A 23,049-nucleotide genomic window follows, 5' to 3' on the forward strand; every position below is an offset into this window, starting at 1 on the left:
CGGCCCTGCCGGGCCGAGTAAGAGGACGTACCCATGTACTTCACCGACCGTGGCATCGAGGAGCTGGTCGAGCGCCGGGGCGATGAGCAGGTGACCCTGGAGTGGCTGGGTGAACGCCTGCGCGACTTCGTCGACCTCAACCCCGACTTCGAGACGCCGATCGAGCGGTTCGCCACCTGGCTGGCACGGCTCGACGACATCGACGAGGACTGAGCCACCCGGTGCCGGGAAGCGCCGCCCGGCTGGGCATCTGACGGGCGGCTGACGGCTGGCCGCTGGCAACTGGCCGCTGGCCGGCGCCTGCCGGTCAGCCGGTACGGGAGGCGACGGGTTCCAGGCCGGTGCGTCGCAGTTTCTGCCAGCCCAGCCGGCCGCCGGTCAGCGCGGTGACCACGGCCTGGATCATCACCAGGTACATCAACTGCCGGTAGACGAACTGCTGGAGCGGCAACACCCACAGCACGCCCAGCTTCTCCCGGTCCAGCCGGAACGCCACCACCGCGGTGACCAGCTGCACGCCGAGCATGACCAGCCAGGCCACCGCCGTGGCGGTCCGGTCGAGGAAGAAGAGGCCGTACAGGGCCAGCAGGTCGATCACCGGCGCGAGCAGCGGCAACAGCACGCCGAAGAGGCTGAGGAAGAACAGGCAACGCCGGGTGAACCGGCCCGACGCACCCCTGTCGAACACGGAGCGGCGATGCTTCCACATCGCCTGCATGGTGCCGTAGCTCCACCGGTAGCGCTGTTTCCAGAGCTGGCCGATGCTCGTCGGCGCCTCGGTCCAGGCACGGGCCGTCTCCTCGTAGACGACCTTCCAGCCGGCCCGGCCGAGCGCCATGGTGACGTCGGTGTCCTCGGCCAGGGTGTCATCGGTCATTCCCCCGGCGTACCGCAGCGCCTGCCGCCGGAAGCCGCCGATCGCCCCGGGCACCGTCGGCATGCAGCGCAGCGTCTCGTAGAGGCGCCGGTCCAGGTTGAATCCGATCACGTACTCGATGTGCTGCCACTTGGCGATCAGACTGCGCCGGTTGCCGACCTTCACGTTGCCTGCCACCGCGCCCACCTGCGGGTCGGCGAAGGGCTGCACGAGCCGACGGACGGCGTCGGGTTCGAAGACGGTGTCCCCGTCGACCATGACGATCAGGTCGTGCCGGGCCAGCGCCACGCCGGTGTTCAACGCGCTGGGTTTGCCACCGTTGGGCTTGCGCACCACCCGGACATTGGGCAGGCGGAGGGCGTCGACGATGTCCGCGGTCCCGTCGGTGGAGCCGTCGTCGACGACGACCACCTCGATTCCGCCGGGATGGTCGCCGCCGGCGAGTGAACGGACCGCCGCGGCGATCCCCTCCTTCTCGTTGTACGCCGGGACGATCACCGACACCGGCGCGGTGACCGGCGGCCCCCACGTCCAGTCCCCGGCCCGACGGCGCCGGGCGTGTCGCCCGGCGAGCAGGAACAGCACGGCGGTACGCGCCAGCGTGAGCACCCCGACGAGCACGAAGAGGATCCCGAACACGCTCAGCACGTGGTCGGCGCCCCGTACCGCCCAGACCAGCATCCGGCCGCGCCAGCGGTCCCCCGCGGTGGCTGCGGCACCGGATTCCGCCCGGTGGTCGACACCGGCGGCGGCGAAGGCGAGGTTCAGTCCCTCGGTCGCGGTGACGAAGCGGTATCCCCTTTCCTTCATCATGGGGATGAAGCGGTCGAGGGCGGCGACGGTCTGTGCGCGGTCACCGCCGGCGTCGTGCCAGAGGGTGATCGCGCCCGAGGCACCGTCCGGGGTGGCGTTCTCGACGATCCTGTCGACGCCGGGCAGCGCCCAGTCCTGGCTGTCGGTGTCGTTGAGCACGGTCAGATACCCGAGGTCACCGGCGGCGATCAGCACCGGCCAGTCCTGGTTGTCGATCGCGTCGGCATGCGAGGAGTACGGAAACCGGACCAGTGAGGTGCGCACGCCGGTGACGGCGGCGAGGGCGAGCTGGGTCTGGGCGTACTCCAGGTCTCGCCGCCATCCGGACAGCTCGCTGAGGTCGGGGTGGGTGAACGTGTGCACGCCGAGCTCGTGGCTGCCCTCGACCAGGTTGCGGGCCATGTCGGGGTGCCGGGCGACCTGCGAACCCAGCACGAAGAACGTGCCCTTGACCTGGTGGGCGTCCAGGACGCGCAGAACCTCGGGGGTCCAGACCGGGTCGGGGCCGTCGTCGAAGGTGAGCGCGATGGTCCGTTCGGGCAGGCGGTAGGAGCGGACCTGCTCGCTGTTGGCGCTGATGATCGGCCCCCCGTTCACCACCGAGGTGGGGACCTCGCGTTGCCCCTGGTTGCTGTGCTGGTGGTCCGGGGTGAAGGAGGCGTTGGTGTACGCGTTGACCAGGAGCACGCCGGTCAGGACCGCCAGAAGCATGCCGAGCAGGACCCAGCGCGGTGGCGGTACGGCCCGGCGGCGGCGGGCCGTGATCGCCGGCTCAGCCATCCGCGGGGAGTCCGTCGGTGGGGGAACCGCCGGGCTCGATGTCGATGGTTTCCTCGGGCGGGGGCGGCGGGTCCTCGGTCGAGGGTGAGTCTGCGGGTGTCGGAGCCGCCGAGGTGGTCCGCCCTGGGCTGGGCGAGGTCGGCACGCCGGCGGGGTCACCGCTCGCCGGGCGGGTGGCGCTCGGTGACCGTGTGGGGGCAGGCGAACGGGGAGCCGGGGCGACGGTGGGTGCCACCGTGGCCGCCGACGTACGGGGGACGGCTGTCGAGGGCTCGGGGATGGCGGTGATCGCCTCGGCCTGCGGCGACTGGGGCCGTTCGGACTGCTCGACCTCGTCCAGGAAGGGGAGCACCGTGTGCGGCTCCACCATGCCGCCGGCGAAGCTGACGGCCACCAGCCCGGTATAGGTCAGGCCCAGCAGACCGACGACGTACGCGAGCCAGCGCAGGCGGGAGCGGCGTCGGCCGCTGGGGTCGACGAAGACCGGAGGCGGTTGGGGCACGGCGGCGATCAGCGCGGTGGGGCCGTCGGAGCGGTTGACCACCATGGTGGGCTCGTCGAGCGGTGCCGCCGGGCGGGCCCGGGAAACTCCGTCCATGCCTGCCGGCGTCAGCTTCCCGGTCGGCGTATCGTCGCTGCTCAAGCCCCGGGTGGTCATGGGGTGGGAGTCTAAGCGTGAATTTTTCTCAGCTCTGACGATGGCTCACTGAATGAGACGCCGACCGCACCGTCGGGCCGCGCCGGGTCACCGCCACCACCCTGCCGGCAGCCGGACGGGTCAGCGTCAGCCGCCAATGAAGGCGTTGATCAGCTTGTGGGGTGTGCCGTCGCCCAGCATGTCCTCAAGGTCAGGGCCCTCGGCGTTCGCCCCGACGCTACGCACGAACATTGCCTGCTCGTATTCGGCGAGCGCCGTCTCCACGTCGTCGGGGTGCGCGGCGATGGCCTCGCCCAGTTCTGCGCCGTCCAACAGGGCCAGGTTGGCACCTTCGCCGTTGGGGGCCGCCAGGTGTGCGGCGTCGCCGAGCAGGGTCACCCCGGGCGTCCGGTCCCACCGGTGCTCGGCGGGCAGGGTGAAGATGTGGCGCAGGACCGGTGGGGTCTCGCCGTCGGTGACCAGAGCGGTGAGCTCAGGCGCCCAGCCGTCGAACTCCTGCACGATCCGAGCGGTGGCGACGTCGGGGTCGGTGAAGTCGATGGTGGCGAACCAGTCCTGCGGCCTGGCGAGCATCACCCAGGTATGCAGGTTCCCGTCGCGCTCCCGGTGGGCCAGGATTCCCCTGCCCGGCTCCAGCACCATCATCGCTCCGCCGCCGACGGTTTCCGCGCTGGTCGGGTGCCGGGCATCCCCGTCGAACAGGTGGGTCTCGATGAACGAGAAGCCGGTGTATTCGGGTGTCGCGTCGGAGAGCAACGGTCGGACCCGGGACCAGGCGCCGTCCGCGCCGACCAGCACGTTCGTGACGACGGCAGTGCCGTCGGCGAAGGACACCTCGTGGCGGCCCTCGCCGAGGGTGCGGACGCCACTGACCTTGTGGCCCCAGCGGACGGTGCCGGCGGGAAGTGAGTCGAGCAGCATCTGCCGCAGTTCACCGCGCTGCACCTCGGGGCTGCCACCCGTGCCGTCGTCGGGCACGTCGAGCAGGAGGGTCCTGCGCCGGTCCAGGATCCGCATCGCCTGACGTCCCTCCAGGATGAGTTTGCGGAACTCCCCGGTCAGGCCCGCCATCTCCAGCGCCGGCTGGCCGTTGTAGTCGCGGATGTCCAGCAGGCCGCCCTGGGCGCGCGTCGCCGGGGACGTCTCCGCCTCGTAGACCGTGCACGGGACGCCGCGCACGTGCAGCACGCGGGCCAGCACCAGGCCGCCCAGACCTGCTCCGATGATCGTGACCGGTGTCGTCATGGTGGTCCTCCAGATCTGATGGGCGGCCCTTTTGGATCGCCGCTCCAAAACGACGTTAACACGCGATTGGAGCGGCGATCCAACGGGTGCGACACTAGGGGCATGGCAAAGAGAACGGCGAACGGATCCGCGCAGTCCCGGCGGCGCACGGACAGCCTGTCCAGGGAGCTGATCATCCAGACCGCGATCGAGATCCTGGACAGCGACGGCGAGAGCGCGCTGACGCTGCGTGCGCTCACCGTTCGCCTGAAGACCGGCTACGGCGCGATCTACCACCACGTCGCGGACAAGGGCGACCTGCTCGCGGCGGCCACCGATGACGTCATCACCCGCGTCCTGTCCGGCACGGCCACCGCCGCAGGCCCGCGCGACACCCTGCGCCTCCTCGCCCAGGGCCTGTTCGACGCGATCCACACCCACCCCTGGGTCGGTGCGGAACTCTCCCGGCAACCGTGGCGGCCCGCGCTACTGGACTTCTACGAGAGCATCGGCAGGCTGCTGGACGCGCTCGCCGTCCCCGAGGAGGCGCGCTTCGACGCGGCCGGGACGCTCGTGAACTACGTCCTCGGCGTCGCCGTGCAGAACGCCGCGAACGCCCGGCACCTCACTGGTAGCGACGCGGACCGGCAGGCGTTCCTCAACACCACCGCCGCGCAGTGGGCGCAACTGGACCCCGCCAGGTACCCGTTCGTGCACGCGACGGTGACGCAGCTACGCGAACATGACGACCGTGAGCAGTTCCTGGCCGGCATCGACATCTTCCTGGCCGGCATCGCAGCCCTGCGCCAGAAATGACCACCTGTCGGATCAGGCGGTGGACGGGGGCCATTGGGCCTGGGTGGCGGATCTCGCGATCTTCTAGGGTGGGTACGTGGCTCGCAGCGTGTATCTGACCAGCGTCGGTTCGGGCGGGGGCAAGTCGACCATCGCCCTCGGGCTGGCGGAGCTGTTGTCCCGACAGGTCGGGCGGATCGGCGTGTTCCGGCCGCTGGTCTCCGGCACCGGCCCCGACCCGATCCTTGCCCTGTTGCACGACCGCTACCGGGTCGACCTGCCCGAGGCCGACCTGACCGGCATGACATACGCCGAGGCGGCGGCGCTCGTCGCCGACGGGCGCCGGGAGGAGCTGATCTCCCGGGTCGTCGAGCGGTACCGGGCGGTCGAGCGGCAGTGCCCGGCGGTGGTCGTGGTGGGCAGCGACTTCGACGACCCGGGTGACCCGGCCCATCCCCGGGAGCTGGCCTTCAACGCCCGGCTGGCCACCGAGTTCGGCAGTGTGGTGGTGCCGGTGGTGGACGGTTTCGAGCAGGAGCCGGCGGCCGTCGCGGCGGCCATGCGGGGCGCGTACCACGATCTGGCCGACCTGGGAGCGACAGTGCTCGCGGTGATGGCCAACCGGGTGGCCGGGCCGATGACGCTGCCCGACCTGCCGGTCCCCGCGTACGCCATCCCGGAGGTGCCGACGGTGTCGGCGCCGACGGTGGCCGAGGTGGCGGCGGCGCTCGACGCCACCCTGCTGGCCGGGGACGACGCCGCGCTCAGCCGGGACGTGCTCGACTTCGTGGTCGGCGCGGCACACGTGCCGACCCTGCTGGACCACCTCACCGAGGGCGCCCTGGTGATCACCCCCGGGGACCGGGCCGACCTGCTCGTCGCCGCGAGCGCCGCGCACGTGGCCGGGCAGGTGTCGGTGGCCGGGCTGGTGCTCACGCTCGGCGAGCAGCCCGACCCCCGGGCCATGCGGCTGGTGGAGGGGCTGAACACCGGGCTCGCGGTGCTGTCCGTGCGCAGCGACAGCTACGACACGGTGGCCGCGTCCAGCCGGATCGAGGGCCGGCCCAGCGCGGCCAACCCGCGCAAGGTGGAGGCCGCGCTGGGCGCTTTCGAGCGCTGCGTGGACACCGACGACCTGGCCCGCCGGTTGCGGGTCAGCCGGTCGACCCGGGTCACCCCGCTGATGTTCGAGAACGAGCTGATCGACCGGGCCCGCTCGCAACGCCGGCACCTGGTGCTGCCGGAGGGCGCCGACGACCGGATCCTGCGCGCGGCGGAGATCCTGCTCCGCCGTGGGGTGGCCGAGCTGACGCTGCTGGGCCGACCGGACGACATCACCCGGCGCACCCGCGAGCTGGGCATCGACCTCGGCGACGCGAACGTGGTCGACCCGGTCACCAGCGACTGGCGGGACGACTTCGCTGCCGAGTACGCGCGGCTGCGCGCCCATCGGGGCATGACCGCCGAGCTGGCGCACGACATCGTGGCCCAGCCCAACTACTTCGGAACCCTGATGGTGGCGACCGGACGAGCCGACGGCATGGTCTCCGGCGCCACGCACACCACCGCCGCGACCATCCGACCGGCGTTCGAGATCATCCGTACCGTGCCGGAGGTCTCGGTCGCATCCAGCGTCTTCTTCATGCTGCTGGCGGACCGGGTGCTGGTCTATGGAGACTGCGCGGTCAACCGCGACCCGGACGCCGCCCAGCTCGCCGACATCGCGATCTCGTCGGCCGACACCGCCGCCCGGTTCGGCATCGAACCCCGGGTGGCCATGCTGTCGTACTCCACCGGCAGCTCCGGTGCCGGCGCGGACGTGGAGAAGGTCGCCGCGGCCACCGCGCTGGTCCGCGAACGCCGGCCCGACCTGCTGGTCGAGGGGCCAATCCAGTACGACGCGGCGATCGACCCGGCGGTGGCGGCCACGAAGCTGCCGGGAAGCCCGGTTGCCGGGCACGCCACAGTCTTCATCTTCCCGGACCTGAACACGGGCAACAACACCTACAAGGCGGTGCAGCGCTCGGCCGGGGCGGTCGCCGTCGGCCCGGTAATGCAGGGCCTGCGGCGGCCGGTCAACGACCTGTCCCGCGGCGCCATGGTGCCGGACATCGTCAACACCGTGGCGATCACCGCCATCCAGGCGGCCACCGAGGAGGCGTCGTGAGTCGGGTGCTGGTGCTCAACTGTGGGTCGTCGTCGGTGAAGTGGCGCCGCTACGACGGTGAGCAGGTGCTCGACCACGGCACCGTCGAGCGGGTCGGTGAGCCCGGTGGCGGCCCGGCGGACCACGCCAGCGCCGTCCGGCAGATCCTGGACGGGCTGGACCTGACCGGCCTGACGGCGGTCGGGCACCGGGTGGTGCACGGCGGCCGGAAGTTCAGCGCACCGGTGCTGGTCGACGACGCGGTCCTGGCCGCCATCAAGGACCTGGTGCCGCTCGCCCCGCTACACAACCCGGCCAACCTGGCCGGCATCGAGGTGGCCCGCGCGGCGCTGCCGGACATCCCGCAGGTCGCCGTCTTCGACACCGCGTTCCACCACACCCTGCCGGAGGCCGCCGCGACGTACGCGATCGACCGCGAGGTCGCCGAGCGGTACGGCATCCGCCGGTACGGCTTCCACGGCACCTCGCACGCGTACGTGTCCCGCCGCACCGCACAGCTGCTGGGGCGCCCGTACGAGCAGCTCAACACGATCACCCTGCACCTGGGCAACGGGGCGAGCGCCTGCGCGGTGGCGAACGGTCGCAGCGTCGCCACCTCGATGGGCATGTCCCCGTTGCAGGGGCTGGTGATGGGCACCCGCAGCGGTGACCTCGACCCCACGGTGATCTTCCACCTGCGCCGGGAGGGCGGGCTGTCGGTCGACGAGATCGACGACCTGCTCAACCACCGCAGCGGTCTGCTCGGGTTGACCGGCGTCAACGACATGCGCGAGGTGCTCCAGCGCCGGGCGGCCGGTGACCGGGCGGCGGAGCTGGCCTTCGACGTGTACTGCCGGCGCATCACCGGCTACGTCGGGGCGTACTACGCGCTGCTCGGCCACGTCGACGCGATCACCTTCACCGCCGGGGTCGGCGAACACGCGGCGCCGGTCCGGGCTGCCGCGCTGGCCGGCCTGGACCGGCTCGGCATCGCCGTCGACGATGTCCGCAACGGCGGCGAGGGCGACCGGGTGATCTCACCCGACGGCGCCGAGGTGAGTGTCTGTGTCATCCGCACCGACGAGGAACGGGAGATCGCCCGGCAGACCCGGGACGTGGTCGCGCGGGGCTGACGACGCGTCAGCGGCGGGCGTTGCGCCGACGCCGGGCACTGACGGTACGGCGGACCCGGTCCCGGCCAGGCCCACGTCTGGCCCGCGTCGGGCCGGAAGCCCGGCCCGGCAGGGTGGCCGACCAGACCATGCTCCCACCGATCGCGGCGAAGGCCAGACCGAAGGGAATGCCGCCCCAGGCGTTGAGGACGAACACCGAATCATCGGTGTTGCCGTTCTCGGCGAGGAACTCCTCGGGGTGCACCGGGTCGACCCACACCCGCAGCACCGCCGGCGGTTCCTCCATGCAGCCGCCGGCCGAACCACAGAGGATCCGCTCGGAGTACCGGACACCCTCGTAGTCGTATCCGACCTGGATGGTGTCGGTGCCGCCGCCACGTCCGGTGGTGTCCCGGCGGTCGCTCACGTCAGCCAGAACCGGCACGCCCTCGGCCCGTAACCGCTCAGCCTTGGTGTGCAGGTGCCACTTGTAACCGGCGACGCTTGTCGCGTACGCGAGGCTGGTGAGCAGGAGCAGGACGCCCATGACGGCCGGACCGCGGCGGATGCTCCGGAGCCTGGTCAGCAGGGACGCCGACGGGTCGTCCGCCGGCCGTTGGCTGGGCGCGTCGGCCCGGTCCGGCACGCTCAGCTCGTCGCGAGCCAGGCGACGAGGGCGACCAGCACGACCACGACGACCGCCGCGCCGATGATCAGCGGCAGGCGGGACGGCGACTCCGTTGGCGCGGCGGCCTCCGGCGTCTGGCTGAACGCGCGGAACGCCTCGGTGTTGCCACTGGGGTCGGTGTAGTTCTCAGGCATGCCGGTGACCCTAGCGAAGCCGGTCCAGACGCACCGCCCCCGCCCGCACCGCCCGCTCGGGTCGACCCGCCCGGCGGAGCGGACCCGACCGGGTGGCGGGCACAGCCGGTCCGGTCGGCGGGGTCGTTGCGCACACTCGGGCACCTACCGTGGAACCATGGGGGCGCGACGGCTGGTCGCCGTACTGGTGACGGCGCTGCTGGCTGGTTGCGCGCCGGCCACCGCCACGATCGACGAGGCCACCGGACCGGTGTCGGCGCGTCGGGCGCCCGAGGGGTCGTACGCCGTCGGCGTGCGTACGCTCACCCTCGATCCGCGCTCGGCGCGCCCACTGCCGGTGACGATCTGGTTCCCGGCGTCGGCGGACAGGGTGGCGGCCGGGCGGTTCCCGGTGGTGGTCTACAGCCACGGGCTGGGCAGCCGCCCCGATCTGCACGCCGGCCTGACCACCCGCTGGGCGGCGGCGGGGTTCGTGGTGGCCGCTCCCGCGTACCCGCACACCCGGCAGGGCGCCGCCCATTTCACCCGGGCCGACGTCCGCAACCAGCCGGCCGACGCGTGGCGGCTGGTCCGGCACCTCGGGCGGCTCGACCGCAACCGCGAGGATCCGCTCGCCGGTCACCTGGACCTGACGTCGGTCGGCGCCGCAGGGCACTCGGCGGGCGGTTTCACCACCTCCGGCATGTTCAGCGAGGGGCACCCGGCCCGGTTACGCGCCGGGATCGTGATCGCCGGGGGCGGGTTGCCCGGCAGCTTCGCGGGGCCGGTCGCGCCGGTGCTCTTCGTGCACGGCACAGCCGACGCCGTGGTGCCGCTGACGGTCGGACGGGCGGCCTACGGGCGTACCCCCGGCCCGGCCGCGTTCCTCAGCCTGCTCGGCCAGGACCACGGCGCGTACCTCACGCCGGGCCATCCGGGTTTCGCCCCGGTCCTCGCCACCACCACCGACTTCCTGCGCTGGACGCTGTACGGAGACAAGGCGGCGGGAGCCCGTCTCCCGGCCGACGCCCGCACTCCCCTGACCCGCTACGAGTTCCGTCCCGCTCACTGATGCCCGGGCGCGTCACTCCTGACGGTTCTGGTCGAGCAGATCCTCGTACACCCCGACCTTGAAGGTGATCAGGTCCAGGCACTGGGCGAGCCGGCCGAGCTGGTCGGTGACGCGCCCGTGGTGCTCGCGCAGGAGCGCGAGTCGTTCCTCCTCGTTGCCCTCGCCCTCGCGAACGAGGTCGGCATAGCGGCGGAGCGCGGGCAGCGGCATGCCGGAGGCGCGGAGGATGATGCAGATGCCCAGCCAGTCGACGTCGTCCTGGCTGTAGACGCGACGCCCGGCGGCCCCGCGGCGTACGGGGCTGACGAAGACACCCTGCTGCTCGTAGAAGCGGAGCGCGTGCACGCTCAAGCCGGTGCGTTCGGCGACCTGTCCGATGCTCAGACTCGCGGTGACCTCAGCCATGCCGAGCAGGGTAGCGAGGGTTGACCTAGAGCCGACTCTAGCTCCTACGGTGCCAGGTGATCACCACTGAATCACCTAGGAGCATCGGCATGCGCTATCGCACCCTCGGCGGCACCGGCATCGAGGTGAGCACCCACTGCCTCGGGACCATGATGTTCGGTGCCGTCGGAAACCCCGACCACGACGACTGCGTCCGCATCGTCCACTCCGCCCTCGACCAGGGCATCAACGTCGTCGACACCGCCGACATGTACGGCCGCGGCGAGTCCGAACAGATCGTGGGCAAGGCGCTGCGCGGGCGCCGCGACGACGTCGTGCTCGCCACCAAGGTGCACTTCCCGATGGGCGAGGGCCCCAACCAGGGTGGCAACTCGCGGCGCTGGATCCTCAAGGCGGTCGAGGGGAGCCTCCGGCGCTTGGACACCGACTGGATCGACCTCTACCAGGTGCACCGTCCCGACCCCTCGACCGACATCGAGGAGACACTCTCGGTGCTCACCGACCTCGTCCGCGAGGGCAAGATCCGCGCCTTCGGCTGCTCGACGTTTCCCGCCGAGGAGATCGTCGAGGCACACCAGGTCTCCGAGCGCCGCGGCCTCGGACGCCTGCGCACCGAGCAGCCGCCGTACTCGATCCTGGCTCGCGGCGTCGAGGCCTCGACCCTGCCGGTCTGCCGGCGCTACGGCATGGGGGTGCTGGTCTGGAGCCCGCTCGCCTTCGGGTTTCTCAGCGGGAAGTACCGCAGGGACCAGCCCGTCGACCTGTCGGCCGGGCGTGCCGCCCTGCGGCCGGCGCAGTTCGATCCCACGATCGCCGAGAACGCCGCCAAGCTCGACGCCGTCGAGCAGCTCGTCGACCTCGCGGCCAGCATCGGGTGCACGCTTCCACAGCTCGCCATCGCCTTCACCGTGGCCCATCCGGCCGTCACCTCGGCGATCATCGGACCGCGGACCATGCCGCAACTGGAGGACCTGCTCAAGGGCGCCGCGCTCACCCTGGACGACGCCACACTCGACCGGATCGACGAGATAGTGCCGCCCGGCACCAACCTGTACAACCCGAACGCCGCCTTCCGGCCGCGTGCCCTGACCGACACGGCGCTGCGGCGACGCCCCCTCGCCGACCGTGCCGCGGCCTGAGTGAACCTGACGCCGGGACGCAGCGGTCGGTGATCGGGTGGGCACAGCGCGCCGAAGCCCGCCAGGCGGGTCCGCCGGGCAGGGCACAATTGGATTCATGTCGCGTCGCGTCACTCCCGCACTGATGGCCAGCACCGTGCTGATGGCCGGTCTGGTCGGCTGCTCAGCGGACACCCGCCCGAGTCAGAGCGGGCAGGCACCGCCGGTCGAGCCAAAGGCCGCCGCCACGCCGACACCGCAGGTCCCCGCCGGAAAGGCCCCGCAGCGCGCCTTCGCGGTCGGCGTACGCCAACTGAAGCTGGACCGGGACGGCCGCGCGCTGCCGACGACGCTCTGGTACCCGGCGGCCGGGCAGTCCGGCGGCGCTGCCAAGCGGTCGGCGGCGGCGGCGGAGGGCCGGTTCCCCGTGGTGATGTTCAGTCACGGTCTGGGTGGGCGGCCGGACGACTACGCCACGCTGCTGACCCGCTGGGCGGCGGCGGGTTTCGTGGTGGCCGCGCCGACGTTCCCGCACACCTCCCGGGGCGCGGACAACAACGTCCTCGACGTGCTCAACCAACCGGCTGACGTGTCGTACGCGTTGGATCAGGTGCTGGCGTTGGACGGCAAGGCCGGCGACGCGTTGCGCGGCCGGTTGGACGGCGAGCGGGTGGCCGCGGCCGGGCACTCGGCGGGCGGGGTGACCACCATCGGTCTGTTCACCGCGAGCAGAGACGAGCGGCTGGACGCGGGTGTGGTGTTCGCCGGCACGGCGCTCGGTGTGGGCACCGCGTTCGCCGGCGCGGCAGCACCGCAACTGTTCGTGCACGGCGAGTTGGACGAGGTGGTCGAGTACGCGGCGGGCAAGGCCGCGTACGACAAGGTGCCCTGGCCGAAGGCGATGCTGAGCCTGCCCAAGGGCGACCACGGGCGGGCGCTGCTCAGCGACGGCGCCACGCTGCGGGTCGTCTCGGACACGTCGGTCGAGTTCCTGCGCTGGTCGCTCTACGGCGACCCGGCGGCCAGGAAGCGCATCCCCACCGACGCAACACGCGGCGACATAGCCACCTTCGACGATCACCTCTGACCCGACCAGGCCGAAAACGGCGAAGATCCGCGCAACATCAGTGATGTTGCTGCCTCAGCGCGCCCCGAGGCAGCAGTTTCCCCGATGTTGCGCGGATCATGACGGCAGCGTCAGGCCGTGTGGTCGATGACGATCTTGCCGAAGGCGTCGCCGGAGTGCAGCCGGGCGAAGGCGTCCTCGACGCGGCTGAACGGCACCACGCTGTCCACCACCGGGCGCACCTCGTTCTCGGAACAGAACGCCAGCAGCTCGTACAGCTCCCCCGGCGTGCCCATCGACGTGCCCAGGATCTCCAGCTGCATCGCGAAGAGCCGGCGCAGGTTGACCGCCGGCTGGTGCCCGGCGGTCGCCCCGGAGACCACGATCCGGGCCATCGGCGCGGCCGACTTCAGCGAGTGGTCGAAGGTGGCCGCACCGACCGTCTCGATCACCACGTCGACCCGTTCCGGCAGCCGGGCACCGGGTTCCACGGCGGTGGCGCCGAGGGCGGAGATCCGTTCCCGCTTGGCGGCGTCGCGGCTGGTCGCGTACACCCGCTTGCCCATCGCGACAGCGAGCGCGACGGCCGCGGTGGCGACGCCACCTCCCGCCCCCTGCACCAGCACGCTGTCGGCGTCCGCGACACGGCCCTTGGTGGTCAGCATCCGCCACGCGGTCAGCCAGGCCGTGGGCAGGCACGCCGCGTCGGTCGCCGACATGCCGTCGGGCAGCGGGATCAGGTTCGACCGGGGTACGGCGACCCGCTCGGCGAGCGTCCCGGCGAAGTGCTCGGAGAGGATGGAGACGCCGCGCGGGTCACCGGGGGTGACGACCACCGGGTACACGACCACCGGGCGTCCCTCCGGGTCCAGCCCGACCGCGTCGCAGCCGAGGATCATCGGCAGCTGGGCCTCGGTGAGACCCACCCCGCGCAATGACCAGAGGTCGTGGTGGTTGAGCGAGGTGGCTCGCAACTGCACGGTCACCCAGTCGTCGGCCGGGCGGGTCGGCTCGGGCTGCTCACCGACAGTGAGCGCGGTGAGCGGGTCGGCGTCGTTGAAGCGGGAGGCGAAGGCAGCACGCATGATCGGCACGGTAACAAGCTGAGCGCCCGTTAAGAAGCCGTGCGCACAGGCCGGCGGCGCATGCTGCGCCGGAGCGCCCCCGGCCCATGCGTGCGCACACACCGGCGGCGCAAGCCGCGCCGAAGCGCCCCCGGCCCATGCGTGCGCACACACCGGCGGCGCATGCTGTGCTCCCCCGGCCCGTGCGTCCTCAGCGGCGGGCGACGCCGTCGCGGCGGGCTGCCTCGGCGACCGCCTCGGCCACGGCCGGCGCGACGCGCGGGTCGAGCGGAGACGGGACGATCGCGTCCACGGTCAGCGACTCGGCCACCACGCCGGCGATGGCGTCCGCGGCGGCGACCTTCATCGCCTCGGTGATCCGGGTGGCACCGGCGTCGAGCGCGCCGCGGAACACCCCGGGGAAGGCCAGCACGTTGTTGATCTGGTTGGGGTAGTCACTGCGCCCGGTGGCGACCACCGCGACGTGCCGGGCCGCCACCTCGGGGTGCACCTCCGGGGTCGGGTTGGCCAGTGCGAACACGATCCCGTCGGGTGCCATGCCGGCCACCGCGCTCTCGGGGATCTGCCCACCGGAGACCCCGATCAGCACGTCCGCGCCGCGCAGCGCCTCGGTGATGTCGCCCTGGCGACCGTCGGCGTTGGTGCTCGCCGCCAGCTCGGCCTTGGTGCCGGTCAGCTCGGTGCGGTGCCGGCCGATGATCCCCTTGGAATCGCAGACCACCACCTGGTCGGGGTTGACACCCCCGGCGATCAGCATCTTCGTCACGGCCACCCCGGCCGCGCCCGCACCGCTCACCGCGACCCGCAGGTCACCCAGCTTGCGGTTGAGCAGAGTGGCCGCGTTGCGCAGCGCGGCGAGCACCACGATCGCCGTGCCGTGCTGGTCGTCGTGGAAGACCGGGATGTCCAGCGCCTCGTCGAGCCGGCGCTCCACCTCGAAGCAGCGCGGCGCACTGATGTCCTCCAGGTTGATCCCGCCGAACGACGGGGCCAGCGCCCGCACCACGGCGACGATCTCGTCCACGTCCTGGGTGTCCAGACAGATCGGCACCGCGTCCACCCCGCCGAACTGCTTGAACAGCACCGCCTTGCCCTCCATCACCGGCAGCGCCGCGCGCGGGCCGATGTTGCCGAGCCCGAGCACCGCCGAGCCGTCGGTGACCACCGCGACGGCGTGCGCCGCCCAGGTGTAGTCGTCGGCCAGGTCGGGGTCTGCGGCGATCGCCTCACACACCCGGGCCACCCCCGGGGTGTACGCCAGGGAGAGGTCTTCCCGGCTGGTGAGCGGCACGGTCGAGGCGACGGCCATCTTGCCGCCCCGGTGCAGCAGGAAGACGGGATCAGCGGGGTCCACGGTGGACGAAGACATGGTGGTGACTCCAGTATCTGTCGAGCAGACGGGGCGGCCGGCCCTGCCGCGAGGTGGGCGGCGAGCGGTGGCACGCTGTGCGGGGGGTCACCCGGGCACTTTCCGAGCATAGTGTCGGCACTGCCCGTCGGATGTGAGCAGGGTCATATCCGCCGACGAGGAACCCTCCCCGGACGCGGCCAGTAACGGGCCACCACCCGCCCCCGCACGTCGGCCACCCCGTACGCCCGGGAGTCGTCGGTGATCAGGTCGTTGTCCCCGTGCAGCCACCAGCCGCCGTCCTGCGGCCGGACCGCGCGCTTCACCACCAGCAGCTCGGGACGGGTCCGGAAGACCGCGACCACCACGTCCCCGGGTCGGATCGGGCGGCCACCGGGGCGTACCAGCACCGCGTCGCCGTGGCGCAGCGTCGGTGCCATGGACGGTCCGGTCACCAGAACGGCGGTGAGCGGTCTCCGCAAGCGGGCCGCCTCACCCGGGTGATCGGTGCCCACTGGTTTCACCTCCACCCGGTTCGGGGAGCATTCCCAGGAGTAATGTCGCCTTTGATCATCGCAAACTTCCCATGGAGGATCCCGATGCGACTTCCGCGCATCCTTGCGCCCCGCGTCACCGCGAGCGCTCACTGCGACCTGCCGTGCGGTGTCTACGATCCGGCTCAGGCTCGGATCGAGGCCGAATCGGTCAAAATGATCTGCGAGAAGTACCAGGCGAACACCGACCCGGAGTTCCGCACCCGCGCCATCATCATCAAGGAGCAGCGCGCCGAGCTGGTCAAGCACCACCTGTGGGTGCTCTGGACCGACTACTTCAAGGCGCCGCACTTCGAGAAGTACCCGAACCTGCACACCCTGTTCAACGAGGCCACCAAGCTCGCCGGCGCCGGTGGCGTCAAGGGCAGCCTCGACCCGGCCACCGCCGACAAGCTGCTCGGGAAGATCGACGAGATCTCGAAGATCTTCTGGGAGACCAAGAAGGCGTGACCACCCCGGTCATCCCGACGATCCGGCCGGTACGTCCCGAGGACGTACCGGCCGTCGTCGCCATGGTGCACGAGCTGGCGGAGTACGAACGTGCCCCGGAGCAGTGCCACCTGAGCGTCGACCAACTGACCTCAGCCCTGTTCGCGACTGTTCCGGCGCTCTTCGGGCACGTCGCGGTGGACGAGCGCGACGAGCCGATCGGCTTCGCGCTGTGGTTCCTCAACTTCTCCACCTGGGCCGGGGTGCACGGCATCTACCTGGAAGATCTCTACGTCCGGCCGGCCGCTCGCGGCTCCGGGGCCGGTCGGCTGCTGCTCGCCACCCTGGCCGACATCTGCGTACGACGCGGATACCGGCGACTGGAGTGGTGGATGATCAACTGGAACCCGGCCGCCGGGTTCTACGCCTCGATCGGGGCGGAGCAGATGAGCGAGTGGGTCCCCTACCGACTCAGCGGGGACGCCCTGAGCCGGTTGGCCGGCCAGGCCACCAACGTCGGCACGCGTACGGGCGACTGACCGGGTAGAGTCCCCGACCGGGGGGATGAGGCGTGACTCAACTGACTGGCCAGGCAGCAATTGACGACGACGTGGTGCACCTCACGGTGCCCGCCGACGGCGGTTACCTCGGCGTGCTCCGCACCGCCACCGCCGGTCTGGCGGCCCGGTTGCAGTTCGCGCTCGACGAGATCGAGGATCTCCGGATCGCGGTCGATGAGGCGTGCGCCATGCTGCTCGCCATTGCCACCCGCGACGCCGAGCTGGAGTGCCGCTTCGCGGTCACCGAGGACGCGCTGACCGTCGAGGTGACAGTGCCGACCGTGCGGGGCGCCACGCTGCCCGGCGAGTCGTCCTTCGCCTGGAAGGTGCTCACCGCGCTGACCACCTCGGCATCGGCCACGGCCGCCGACGGTCGGGCCACGATCGCGCTGCTCACCCGCCGCTCCGGCAGTTACTGACCGACCCGACCCGAGCCGGCAGTCACTCGAAGCCGAGCGCTCGAGTCGTCGGAGGGCTGACCAGCAGCCAGCCCACGCCCAGGCCGAGCGCCATCAACGGCACACCCAGCCAGGCCAGCCCGGCCTGAATCATGAACCACCCGATCGGCAGCAGCATGAGCTGGAGCACGATCGCGGGGGCCCGTGCGCCCGCTTGGAGGCGCAGCAGGGCCCGGCCCAGCGCCCAGAGCACCACCGCAGCCCCGATGGCGAACACCGTCACCAGCAGCGCCGACAGCAGATCGGTGGTGGTGGCCGTGAGGTCGGCCCAGATCAGCCACACGGCGATCAACCCGACGACGGCGGCCTCCGCCCACAGCAACCGGACCGCCCAGCGGAGCGTGACGGGAAACGGGGCCGAGTCGATGGTCACGCGCGCCACGATACCCGGGCTTTCGGGAGGTACAGTGCCGCCCATGCGGGCCGTCCTGGTGGTCAATCCAAAGGCCACCACCACCAGCGAACGCAGCCGGGACGTGCTTGTCCGGGCGCTGCGCAGCGAAGTCGATCTCAGTGTGCGCTACACCCGCCGACGCGGGCACGCCATGGCGTTGGCCCGGGAGGCCGCCGCGGAGGGGGTCGACCTGGTCGTCACCCTGGGTGGCGACGGCACGGTGAACGAGGTGGTGAACGGCCTGATGACGGCCGACCCGCCGACCGGTGCCGACGACGCCCCGATGGCCGAGCGACTGCCGGCGCTGGCGACCGTTCCGGGCGGTTCCACAAACGTCTTCGCCCGCGCCGTGGGTCTGCCCCGGGAGTGGCCGGAGGCGACCAGCATGATCCTGGAAGGGCTGCGGCTGGGTCGGAGCCGGACGGTCGGGCTGGGCCTTGCGGACGACCGCTACTTCACCTTCTGCGCCGGGTTCGGCCTGGACGCCGCGGTGATCCACCGGGTGGAGCAGGCCCGGCGCAAGGGGCGGGTGTCCACGCCGTCGCTCTACCTGCGCTCGATCATGAACCAGTACTTCTTCGCCTCGGACCGCCGGCATCCGGCGATCACGTTGGAGCGCCCGGGCGAGCAGGCGGAGGCGGAGCTGGCCACCGTCATCATCCAGAACACGGCGCCGTGGACGTACCTGGGCGACCGGGAGGTCAACCCGAACCCGTCCGCGTCGTTCGACCTCGGGCTCGATGTGCTGGCACTGCGTCAGCTCCGGGTGGCTAGCACAACACGGACAGTGACACAGTTCCTGGGTCGGCAGCCTGATCCACGAGGTCGGCAGGTGTTACGACTCCATGACACGGCGGAGTTCACCCTGCTCTCCAGTCGTCCGCAGGCGTTCCAGCTGGACGGCGACTATCTCGGCGAACGGGAAAAAGTCAGATTCACCTCCGTTCCCGCCGCACTGAGAGTAATCTGCTAGGTCTCGGGTACTGCCGTAGGTCGACACGGTGACCGCAGCCACACCGGCCGATCACCGCCACACCGAGGGGCAGGTGCCGGAAATGTCAGCAATGTCACGCGGACTGTACTATATTGATCCTCGACTGTGGCACGGCGGGTAACCAGGAAAGCACTGGAACCCGGACAAATGGGTTGTGGGCTTGCTCACCGCCCGGAGTTTTTCCGAGCGTCACCCTTGACATCACGAGCGTTCGTGAAAGTATTCACAAGCGAACTTGAGTTACCGGGACATTGCCTGGATATGCTCGTCAGGTTGAGCTGTTCCAGCAGGTCCCCGGCACTAACTGCCTGCTCACGCACTGCCGAATGGTCGGACGCTAACTGTCACCATCGGCACGCGGATGCATATAGGAAAAGCACGACCAAGCAATTGTTGCCACCCATCCAGAATGAGGAGTGTTGCCGCCATGGACTGGCGTCACCATAGTGTCTGCCGCGACGAGGACCCGGAGCTGTTCTTCCCGATCGGGACGTCCGGACCGGCTCTCCTGCAGGTCGAGCAGGCAAAGGCCGTCTGCAGGCGCTGCTCCGTGACCGACCAGTGCCTGCAGTGGGCACTCGAGTCTGGTCAGGACGCTGGCGTCTGGGGCGGAATGAGCGAGGAGGAGCGGCGCGCTGTCAAGCGGCGCGGCGGTCTCCGGGTGCTGCGCGCTCACTCCGCCTGATCCCCAACACACAGCTGTACGCCCCGGTGGGTTCACCCATCGGGGCGTTCCGCTGTCCGACACAGGATCACCGCGCCGGCACAGGTCACCCGATCGGCGTGACCATCGGCCGGCAGGGCCGGTCGTCGACTCGGCGCAGCACCAACTCGACCAGCTCCGGTGCGTCGGTCAACGGCGCGGCGACCGACACGGCGCCGGCCGCCCGGGCCGCCTCGGCCACCGCGTCGTGGAAGAGGCCCGGCGCCAGGAAGTACGCGCACACCGCGACCCGACGCGCGCCGGCCGCCCGCAGCCGGGACACCGCCACGCCGGCCGCCGGTGGAGCCGCCGAGGCGTACGCCACCCGGCAGGGCACCCCGAACTCCACAGCGAGCGCGTCCGCGACCTGGCCCACCGAGCGACGCGCCCGCGCGTCCCGGGTGCCCGCGGCGGCCAGCACCAACGCGTCGAAGCGGCCCGGGTCCGCCTCACCGAGCCTGCGGCGCAGCCCGCCCAGCAGCCTGGCATCGACAGTGCCGTCCGCCGGGCCGAGCACGTCGGTCACCCGTACCGCCAGGGGTGGCCCGGCCTGCGCCGCCGCGGCGACCGCCGCCGGGATGTCCACCCGATGGTGGTACGCGGCGGTCAGCAGCAGCGGCACCAGCACCGCCTGACGGTGACCGGCCAGGGCCAGGTCGCGCAGGACCGCTGTCGGCCCCGGCTCGGTATGGTCCAGCCAGCTCGCCCGGACCGGTGTGCCCGGTCGGGCCGCCGACACGGCTCGCGCGAGCGCCCGGGTGGCATCGGCCGCTCGTGGATCACGACTGCCGTGCGCGACCAGCACCACCGGAGTCACCCCGCCGGCCGCATCAGGGCCGGTCGGGGTCGTCGTTGGCGAGGTCAGACGTGCAGCCCGCACTCGGTCTTCTCGAACATGGCCCACCGGCCGGCCCGCGCGTCCTCGCCGGCCTTCGTACGGCGGGTGCACGGCCAGCAGCCGATCGACCCGTACCCCTGCTTGAACAGCTCGTTGACCGGCACGTTGAAGCGGGCGATGTAGGCGTCCACGTCCCGCTGCGACCACGCCGCGATCGGGTTGACCTTGACCTTGCCGCGCCGCGCGTCGAAGGTCACCACAGGCGTGTTCGCCCGGGTCGGCGACTCGTCCCGGCGCAGACCCGCCGCCCAGGCGTCGTACCCGGTCAGGGCCCGCTCCAGCGGCTCCACCTTGCGGAGCTGGCAGCAGTCGTCCGGCGACTTGTTGAACAGCCGGGGACCGTACTGGCCGTCCTGCTGGCCGACGGTGAGCCGGGGCCGGATCGACCGGACGTTCACCGGCAGCGTCCGGGCGACCTCGTCGCGCACCCGGAGGGTCTCGGGAAAGTGCAGGCCGGTGTCGAGGAAGACCACGTCCACGCCCGGGGCCACCCGGGACACCAGGTGGGCCAGCACGGCGTCGGCCATCGAGCTGGTGACGCAGAACCGGTCGCCGAAGGTCTGCGCGGCCCAGCGGGCGATCTCCAGCGCCGGGGCGCCTTCCAGGTCCCGGGCAGCCTGCTCGGCCAGGACGCGAAGCTCGTCCGGGTCGCGCCGGGCCGGATCGGTCAGCGCCGGGCCACCCGGCCCGACCAGGCGCAGGTTCGCTGCGGAGACGAGGCTCATCGGGTCACCGACCGGGAGAGCAGCCCGGTGAACTTCACCGAGAAGACCCGGGTGCAGGCGCGGCACTCCCAGGCGCCGTGCCCCACCTCGTTCGGCCGCAGGTCCTCCTCGCCGCAGTACGGGCAGTACAGGGGTGCCGCTCGGTTCTCGCTGCTCACCGCAGTTCCTCCTCGTCGACTCTGATCACCCAGTTGGCGAACGTCTCGCCCTCGCTCCGACCGGCCAGGTAGCGACGGGCCAGCCGTTCCACGTACTCCGGAAGCTCGTCCGCGGTGGTCTTCAGGCCGCGCAGCTTGCGGCCGAAGCCGGCGGTCTGACCCTGGGCCATGCCCAGCCCGCCGCCCAGGTGCACCTGGAAGCCCTCCACCTGCTGCCCGTCCGGGCCGACCACCAGTTGACCCTTGAGCCCAATGTCGGCCACCTGGGTCCGTGCGCAGGCGTTCGGGCAGCCGTTGATGTGGATCGAGATGTCCGCGTCGAAGTCGCGCAGCCGCTGCTCCAGCCGGGCCACCAGCTCCTCACCGCGGGCCTTCGTCTCGACGATGGCCAACTTGCAGTACTCGATGCCGGTGCACGCCATGGTGCCGCGCCGCCAGGCCGACGGCCGGGCCTCCAGACCGATCCCGCGCAGCGCGTCGACCAGCGACTCCGTCCGCTCCGACGGCACGTCGAGCACCAGCAGCTTCTGGTACGGGGTGAGCCGCACCCGGTCGCTGCCGTGCGCCTCCACCACGTCGGCCAGTTGGGCGAGCTGCGTGCCGGAGACCCGCCCGACCACCGGTGCAGCGCCCACGTAGTGCCGCCCGTCGGCCTGCTCGTGCACGCCCACGTGGTCGATCGGCTTCGACGGCAGGGTCGGTGCCGGACCGTCGAGCAACGTGCGACCGAGGTAGTCCTTCTCCAGGACCTCGCGGAACCGCTCCACACCCCAGTCGGCCACCAGGAACTTCAGCCGGGCCCGGTTGCGCAGCCGGCGGTAGCCGTAGTCGCGGAAGATCCCGACCACACCGGCCCACACGTCCGGAATCTCGGCCATCGGCACCCAGACGCCGAGCCGCTGGGCGAGCATCGGGTTGGTGGAGAGACCACCGCCGACCCAGACGTCGAAGCCGGGGCCGTGCTCGGGGTGGTCGACACCGAGGAAGGCGATGTCGTTCGACTCGTACGGGGTGTCGACCAGCCAGGAGATCGACGTCTTGAACTTGCGGGGCAGGTTGGAGAACTGCTTGTCGCCGACGTACCGGGCGACGATCTCGTCGACCGCCGGGGTCGGGTCGAGCAGTTCGTCGCGGGCGACCCCGGCGACCGGGCTGCCCAGCACGATCCGCGGGCAGTCGCCGCACGCCTCGGTGGTCTGCAGGCCGACCGACTCCAGCCGGCGCCAGATCTCCGGCATGTCCTCGACGCGGATCCAGTGGTACTGGATGTTCTGCCGGTCGGTGATGTCGGCGGTGTCCCGCGCGAACTCCCGGGAGATGTCCGCGATCACCCGCAGCTGGGCCAGGCTGAGCTGGCCGCCGTCGATGCGGACCCGGAGCATGAAGAACTCGTCCTCCAGCTCGTGCGGCTCCAGCACGGCGGTGCGCCCGCCGTCGATGCCCGCCTTGCGCTGGGTGTAGAGGCCCCACCAGCGGAACCGGCCGCGCAGATCCTGCGGGTCGATGGAGGCGAAGCCGCGGTGCGCGTAGATGGTTTCGATCCGGGCCCGGACGTTGAGCGGGTCGTCGTCCTTCTTGATCCGCTCGTTGGGGTTGAGGGGCTCGCGGTGGCCGAGCGCCCATTGACCCTCACCCCGGGGCCGGCGCGGCGCCCGGGCCGGGCGGGTCGTCGGGTCCTCGGATCGGGCCGGCGTGCTGCTGACCGCCATCGCGGCGTCCTCCGTTGTCTGCTGTGCCTCGGGGCACGCGGGGCGCGGCGGCCGACCCGGCGAAGCGGGCGGGACAACGGTGTCTGAGACAGCCGGCGCGGAGCGCGCCCGAGACGGATTGGTCGGGCGTCGTCAGTAGGCCGGACAGATCGCGCTGCGCACGCGGC

26 protein-coding genes are annotated in these 23,049 nt (G+C 71.5%); 12 read left to right on the forward strand and 14 right to left on the reverse strand.

Going from position 1 to position 23,049, the window contains the following annotated elements; translation table 11 throughout:
* Positions 1–33: 33 nt before the first annotated feature.
* Entirely contained in the window at positions 34–213 is a 180-nt protein-coding gene (locus KBX46_RS25965) for a DUF6104 family protein (RefSeq protein ID WP_088949992.1), read from the forward strand.
* 94 nt (positions 214–307) lie between these two features.
* Here KBX46_RS25965 and KBX46_RS25970 read toward each other — a convergent pair whose 3' ends face one another.
* The 3 genes from KBX46_RS25970 to KBX46_RS25980 form a co-directional block, all read right to left on the reverse strand.
* A complete protein-coding gene (locus KBX46_RS25970; protein WP_210794424.1) occupies positions 308–2,470 on the reverse strand; it encodes a bifunctional polysaccharide deacetylase/glycosyltransferase family 2 protein in 2,163 nt (720 codons plus the stop codon).
* Positions 2,463–3,128, reverse strand: a complete 666-nt coding sequence (locus KBX46_RS25975; RefSeq protein WP_210794426.1) for a hypothetical protein — start codon at positions 3,126–3,128, stop codon at positions 2,463–2,465. Before KBX46_RS25975 ends, KBX46_RS25970 begins: the two co-directional genes overlap by 8 nt.
* A 126-nt stretch (positions 3,129–3,254) precedes the next feature.
* Positions 3,255–4,373 carry an NAD(P)/FAD-dependent oxidoreductase gene (locus tag KBX46_RS25980; protein WP_210794428.1) on the reverse strand — a complete coding sequence of 373 codons (1,119 nt, stop codon included), beginning with the start codon at positions 4,371–4,373 and terminating at the stop codon, positions 3,255–3,257.
* A gap of 102 nt (positions 4,374–4,475) precedes the next feature.
* On the opposite strand from KBX46_RS25980, the gene KBX46_RS25985 reads away from it, so the two are divergent.
* From KBX46_RS25985 to KBX46_RS25995, 3 genes are all read left to right on the forward strand, one after another.
* Positions 4,476–5,168 carry a TetR/AcrR family transcriptional regulator gene (locus tag KBX46_RS25985; protein ID WP_099848328.1) on the forward strand — a complete coding sequence of 231 codons (693 nt, stop codon included), beginning with the start codon at positions 4,476–4,478 and terminating at the stop codon, positions 5,166–5,168.
* 76 nt (positions 5,169–5,244) lie between these two features.
* Positions 5,245–7,314: a phosphate acetyltransferase gene (gene pta / locus KBX46_RS25990; protein ID WP_088949997.1), complete on the forward strand. Its 2,070-nt coding sequence runs from the start codon at positions 5,245–5,247 to the stop codon at positions 7,312–7,314.
* On the forward strand, positions 7,311–8,426 hold the full coding sequence (locus tag KBX46_RS25995; protein WP_099848331.1) for an acetate/propionate family kinase: 1,116 nt from the start codon (positions 7,311–7,313) through the stop codon (positions 8,424–8,426). The genes pta and KBX46_RS25995 overlap by 4 nt, the downstream gene beginning before the upstream one ends.
* A gap of 7 nt (positions 8,427–8,433) precedes the next feature.
* On the opposite strand, the gene KBX46_RS26000 is transcribed toward KBX46_RS25995, so the two are convergent.
* A complete protein-coding gene (locus KBX46_RS26000; RefSeq protein WP_210794430.1) occupies positions 8,434–9,051 on the reverse strand; it encodes a hypothetical protein in 618 nt (205 codons plus the stop codon).
* Between the two features lie 2 nt (positions 9,052–9,053).
* Positions 9,054–9,227 carry a hypothetical protein gene (locus tag KBX46_RS26005; RefSeq protein WP_210794432.1) on the reverse strand — a complete coding sequence of 58 codons (174 nt, stop codon included), beginning with the start codon at positions 9,225–9,227 and terminating at the stop codon, positions 9,054–9,056.
* Between the two features lie 157 nt (positions 9,228–9,384).
* Between KBX46_RS26005 and KBX46_RS26010 the strand changes: the two genes are divergently transcribed.
* The gene (locus KBX46_RS26010; protein WP_210794434.1) at positions 9,385–10,278 is read left to right on the forward strand and encodes an alpha/beta hydrolase; all 894 of its coding nucleotides are present in this window, start codon (positions 9,385–9,387) and stop codon (positions 10,276–10,278) included.
* Between the two features lie 12 nt (positions 10,279–10,290).
* Here KBX46_RS26010 and KBX46_RS26015 read toward each other — a convergent pair whose 3' ends face one another.
* Positions 10,291–10,683 (reverse strand): MerR family transcriptional regulator, encoded by a 393-nt coding sequence (locus KBX46_RS26015; RefSeq protein ID WP_210794436.1) that lies wholly within the window; start codon positions 10,681–10,683, stop codon positions 10,291–10,293.
* A gap of 89 nt (positions 10,684–10,772) precedes the next feature.
* On the opposite strand from KBX46_RS26015, the gene KBX46_RS26020 reads away from it, so the two are divergent.
* Positions 10,773–11,822, forward strand: coding sequence for an aldo/keto reductase (locus KBX46_RS26020; protein ID WP_210794438.1), 1,050 nt, complete (start codon positions 10,773–10,775; stop codon positions 11,820–11,822).
* A gap of 97 nt (positions 11,823–11,919) precedes the next feature.
* The gene (locus tag KBX46_RS26025) at positions 11,920–12,888 is read left to right on the forward strand and encodes a dienelactone hydrolase family protein (protein WP_210794440.1); all 969 of its coding nucleotides are present in this window, start codon (positions 11,920–11,922) and stop codon (positions 12,886–12,888) included.
* A 110-nt stretch (positions 12,889–12,998) separates the two neighbouring features.
* Here the strand turns inward: KBX46_RS26025 and KBX46_RS26030 are convergent, their stop codons facing one another.
* The 3 genes from KBX46_RS26030 to KBX46_RS26040 form a co-directional block, all read right to left on the reverse strand.
* Positions 12,999–13,961 (reverse strand): zinc-binding dehydrogenase, encoded by a 963-nt coding sequence (locus KBX46_RS26030; protein ID WP_210794443.1) that lies wholly within the window; start codon positions 13,959–13,961, stop codon positions 12,999–13,001.
* Positions 13,962–14,142: 181 nt separating this feature from the next.
* Entirely contained in the window at positions 14,143–15,321 is a 1,179-nt protein-coding gene (locus KBX46_RS26035; protein WP_210794445.1) for an NADP-dependent malic enzyme, read from the reverse strand.
* A gap of 143 nt (positions 15,322–15,464) precedes the next feature.
* Entirely contained in the window at positions 15,465–15,830 is a 366-nt protein-coding gene (locus KBX46_RS26040; protein WP_172862103.1) for a S24/S26 family peptidase, read from the reverse strand.
* Between the two features lie 69 nt (positions 15,831–15,899).
* Between KBX46_RS26040 and sodN the strand changes: the two genes are divergently transcribed.
* The 3 genes from sodN to KBX46_RS26055 are packed head-to-tail and all read left to right on the forward strand — an operon-like array spanning position 15,900 to position 17,262.
* Positions 15,900–16,304, forward strand: a complete 405-nt coding sequence (gene sodN, locus KBX46_RS26045; protein WP_099848348.1) for a superoxide dismutase, Ni — start codon at positions 15,900–15,902, stop codon at positions 16,302–16,304.
* Positions 16,301–16,822, forward strand: coding sequence for a GNAT family N-acetyltransferase (locus KBX46_RS26050; RefSeq protein WP_088950008.1), 522 nt, complete (start codon positions 16,301–16,303; stop codon positions 16,820–16,822). The genes sodN and KBX46_RS26050 overlap by 4 nt, the downstream gene beginning before the upstream one ends.
* A gap of 32 nt (positions 16,823–16,854) precedes the next feature.
* Entirely contained in the window at positions 16,855–17,262 is a 408-nt protein-coding gene (locus KBX46_RS26055) for an ATP-binding protein (protein WP_088950009.1), read from the forward strand.
* Positions 17,263–17,284: 22 nt separating this feature from the next.
* Here KBX46_RS26055 and KBX46_RS26060 read toward each other — a convergent pair whose 3' ends face one another.
* Positions 17,285–17,674 carry a hypothetical protein gene (locus KBX46_RS26060; protein ID WP_088950010.1) on the reverse strand — a complete coding sequence of 130 codons (390 nt, stop codon included), beginning with the start codon at positions 17,672–17,674 and terminating at the stop codon, positions 17,285–17,287.
* A gap of 43 nt (positions 17,675–17,717) precedes the next feature.
* Between KBX46_RS26060 and KBX46_RS26065 the strand changes: the two genes are divergently transcribed.
* Both KBX46_RS26065 and KBX46_RS26070 read left to right on the forward strand, forming a co-directional pair.
* Positions 17,718–18,668, forward strand: a complete 951-nt coding sequence (locus tag KBX46_RS26065) for a diacylglycerol kinase family protein (protein ID WP_088950011.1) — start codon at positions 17,718–17,720, stop codon at positions 18,666–18,668.
* 448 nt (positions 18,669–19,116) lie between these two features.
* Positions 19,117–19,374 carry a WhiB family transcriptional regulator gene (locus KBX46_RS26070; RefSeq protein WP_088950012.1) on the forward strand — a complete coding sequence of 86 codons (258 nt, stop codon included), beginning with the start codon at positions 19,117–19,119 and terminating at the stop codon, positions 19,372–19,374.
* 85 nt (positions 19,375–19,459) lie between these two features.
* Here the strand turns inward: KBX46_RS26070 and KBX46_RS26075 are convergent, their stop codons facing one another.
* The 4 genes from KBX46_RS26075 to KBX46_RS26090 are packed head-to-tail and all read right to left on the reverse strand — an operon-like array spanning position 19,460 to position 22,882.
* A complete protein-coding gene (locus tag KBX46_RS26075; RefSeq protein WP_374225024.1) occupies positions 19,460–20,272 on the reverse strand; it encodes a sirohydrochlorin chelatase in 813 nt (270 codons plus the stop codon).
* Positions 20,254–21,015, reverse strand: coding sequence for a phosphoadenylyl-sulfate reductase (locus KBX46_RS26080; protein ID WP_210794447.1), 762 nt, complete (start codon positions 21,013–21,015; stop codon positions 20,254–20,256). Before KBX46_RS26080 ends, KBX46_RS26075 begins: the two co-directional genes overlap by 19 nt.
* Positions 21,012–21,173, reverse strand: coding sequence for a hypothetical protein (locus KBX46_RS26085; protein WP_210794449.1), 162 nt, complete (start codon positions 21,171–21,173; stop codon positions 21,012–21,014). Before KBX46_RS26085 ends, KBX46_RS26080 begins: the two co-directional genes overlap by 4 nt.
* The gene (locus KBX46_RS26090) at positions 21,170–22,882 is read right to left on the reverse strand and encodes a nitrite/sulfite reductase (protein WP_099848354.1); all 1,713 of its coding nucleotides are present in this window, start codon (positions 22,880–22,882) and stop codon (positions 21,170–21,172) included. The genes KBX46_RS26085 and KBX46_RS26090 overlap by 4 nt, the downstream gene beginning before the upstream one ends.
* Between the last annotated feature and the right edge of the window lie 167 nt (positions 22,883–23,049).

Origin of the sequence: Micromonospora sp. C81, assembly GCF_018070425.1 — a bacterium.
GTDB classification, from domain to species: Bacteria; Actinomycetota; Actinomycetes; order Mycobacteriales; family Micromonosporaceae; genus Micromonospora; species Micromonospora zamorensis.

Bases quoted from the DNA above. Each gene is read 5' to 3' on its own strand.
- KBX46_RS26070 (WP_088950012.1), top strand. From the start codon at position 19,117: ATGGACTGGCGTCACCATAGTGTCTGCCGCGACGAGGACCCGGAGCTG.
- KBX46_RS25985 (WP_099848328.1), top strand. From the start codon at position 4,476: ATGGCAAAGAGAACGGCGAACGGATCCGCGCAGTCCCGGCGGCGCACG.
- KBX46_RS26015 (WP_210794436.1), bottom strand. From the start codon at position 10,683: ATGGCTGAGGTCACCGCGAGTCTGAGCATCGGACAGGTCGCCGAACGC.
- KBX46_RS26005 (WP_210794432.1), bottom strand. From the start codon at position 9,227: ATGCCTGAGAACTACACCGACCCCAGTGGCAACACCGAGGCGTTCCGC.
- sodN (WP_099848348.1), top strand. From the start codon at position 15,900: ATGCGACTTCCGCGCATCCTTGCGCCCCGCGTCACCGCGAGCGCTCAC.
- KBX46_RS26025 (WP_210794440.1), top strand. From the start codon at position 11,920: ATGTCGCGTCGCGTCACTCCCGCACTGATGGCCAGCACCGTGCTGATG.
- KBX46_RS25980 (WP_210794428.1), bottom strand. From the start codon at position 4,373: ATGACGACACCGGTCACGATCATCGGAGCAGGTCTGGGCGGCCTGGTG.
- KBX46_RS26035 (WP_210794445.1), bottom strand. From the start codon at position 15,321: ATGTCTTCGTCCACCGTGGACCCCGCTGATCCCGTCTTCCTGCTGCAC.
- KBX46_RS26010 (WP_210794434.1), top strand. From the start codon at position 9,385: ATGGGGGCGCGACGGCTGGTCGCCGTACTGGTGACGGCGCTGCTGGCT.
- KBX46_RS26065 (WP_088950011.1), top strand. From the start codon at position 17,718: ATGCGGGCCGTCCTGGTGGTCAATCCAAAGGCCACCACCACCAGCGAA.
- KBX46_RS25970 (WP_210794424.1), bottom strand. From the start codon at position 2,470: ATGGCTGAGCCGGCGATCACGGCCCGCCGCCGCCGGGCCGTACCGCCA.
- KBX46_RS25975 (WP_210794426.1), bottom strand. From the start codon at position 3,128: ATGACCACCCGGGGCTTGAGCAGCGACGATACGCCGACCGGGAAGCTG.
- KBX46_RS26020 (WP_210794438.1), top strand. From the start codon at position 10,773: ATGCGCTATCGCACCCTCGGCGGCACCGGCATCGAGGTGAGCACCCAC.
- KBX46_RS26080 (WP_210794447.1), bottom strand. From the start codon at position 21,015: ATGAGCCTCGTCTCCGCAGCGAACCTGCGCCTGGTCGGGCCGGGTGGC.
- KBX46_RS26090 (WP_099848354.1), bottom strand. From the start codon at position 22,882: ATGGCGGTCAGCAGCACGCCGGCCCGATCCGAGGACCCGACGACCCGC.
- KBX46_RS25965 (WP_088949992.1), top strand. From the start codon at position 34: ATGTACTTCACCGACCGTGGCATCGAGGAGCTGGTCGAGCGCCGGGGC.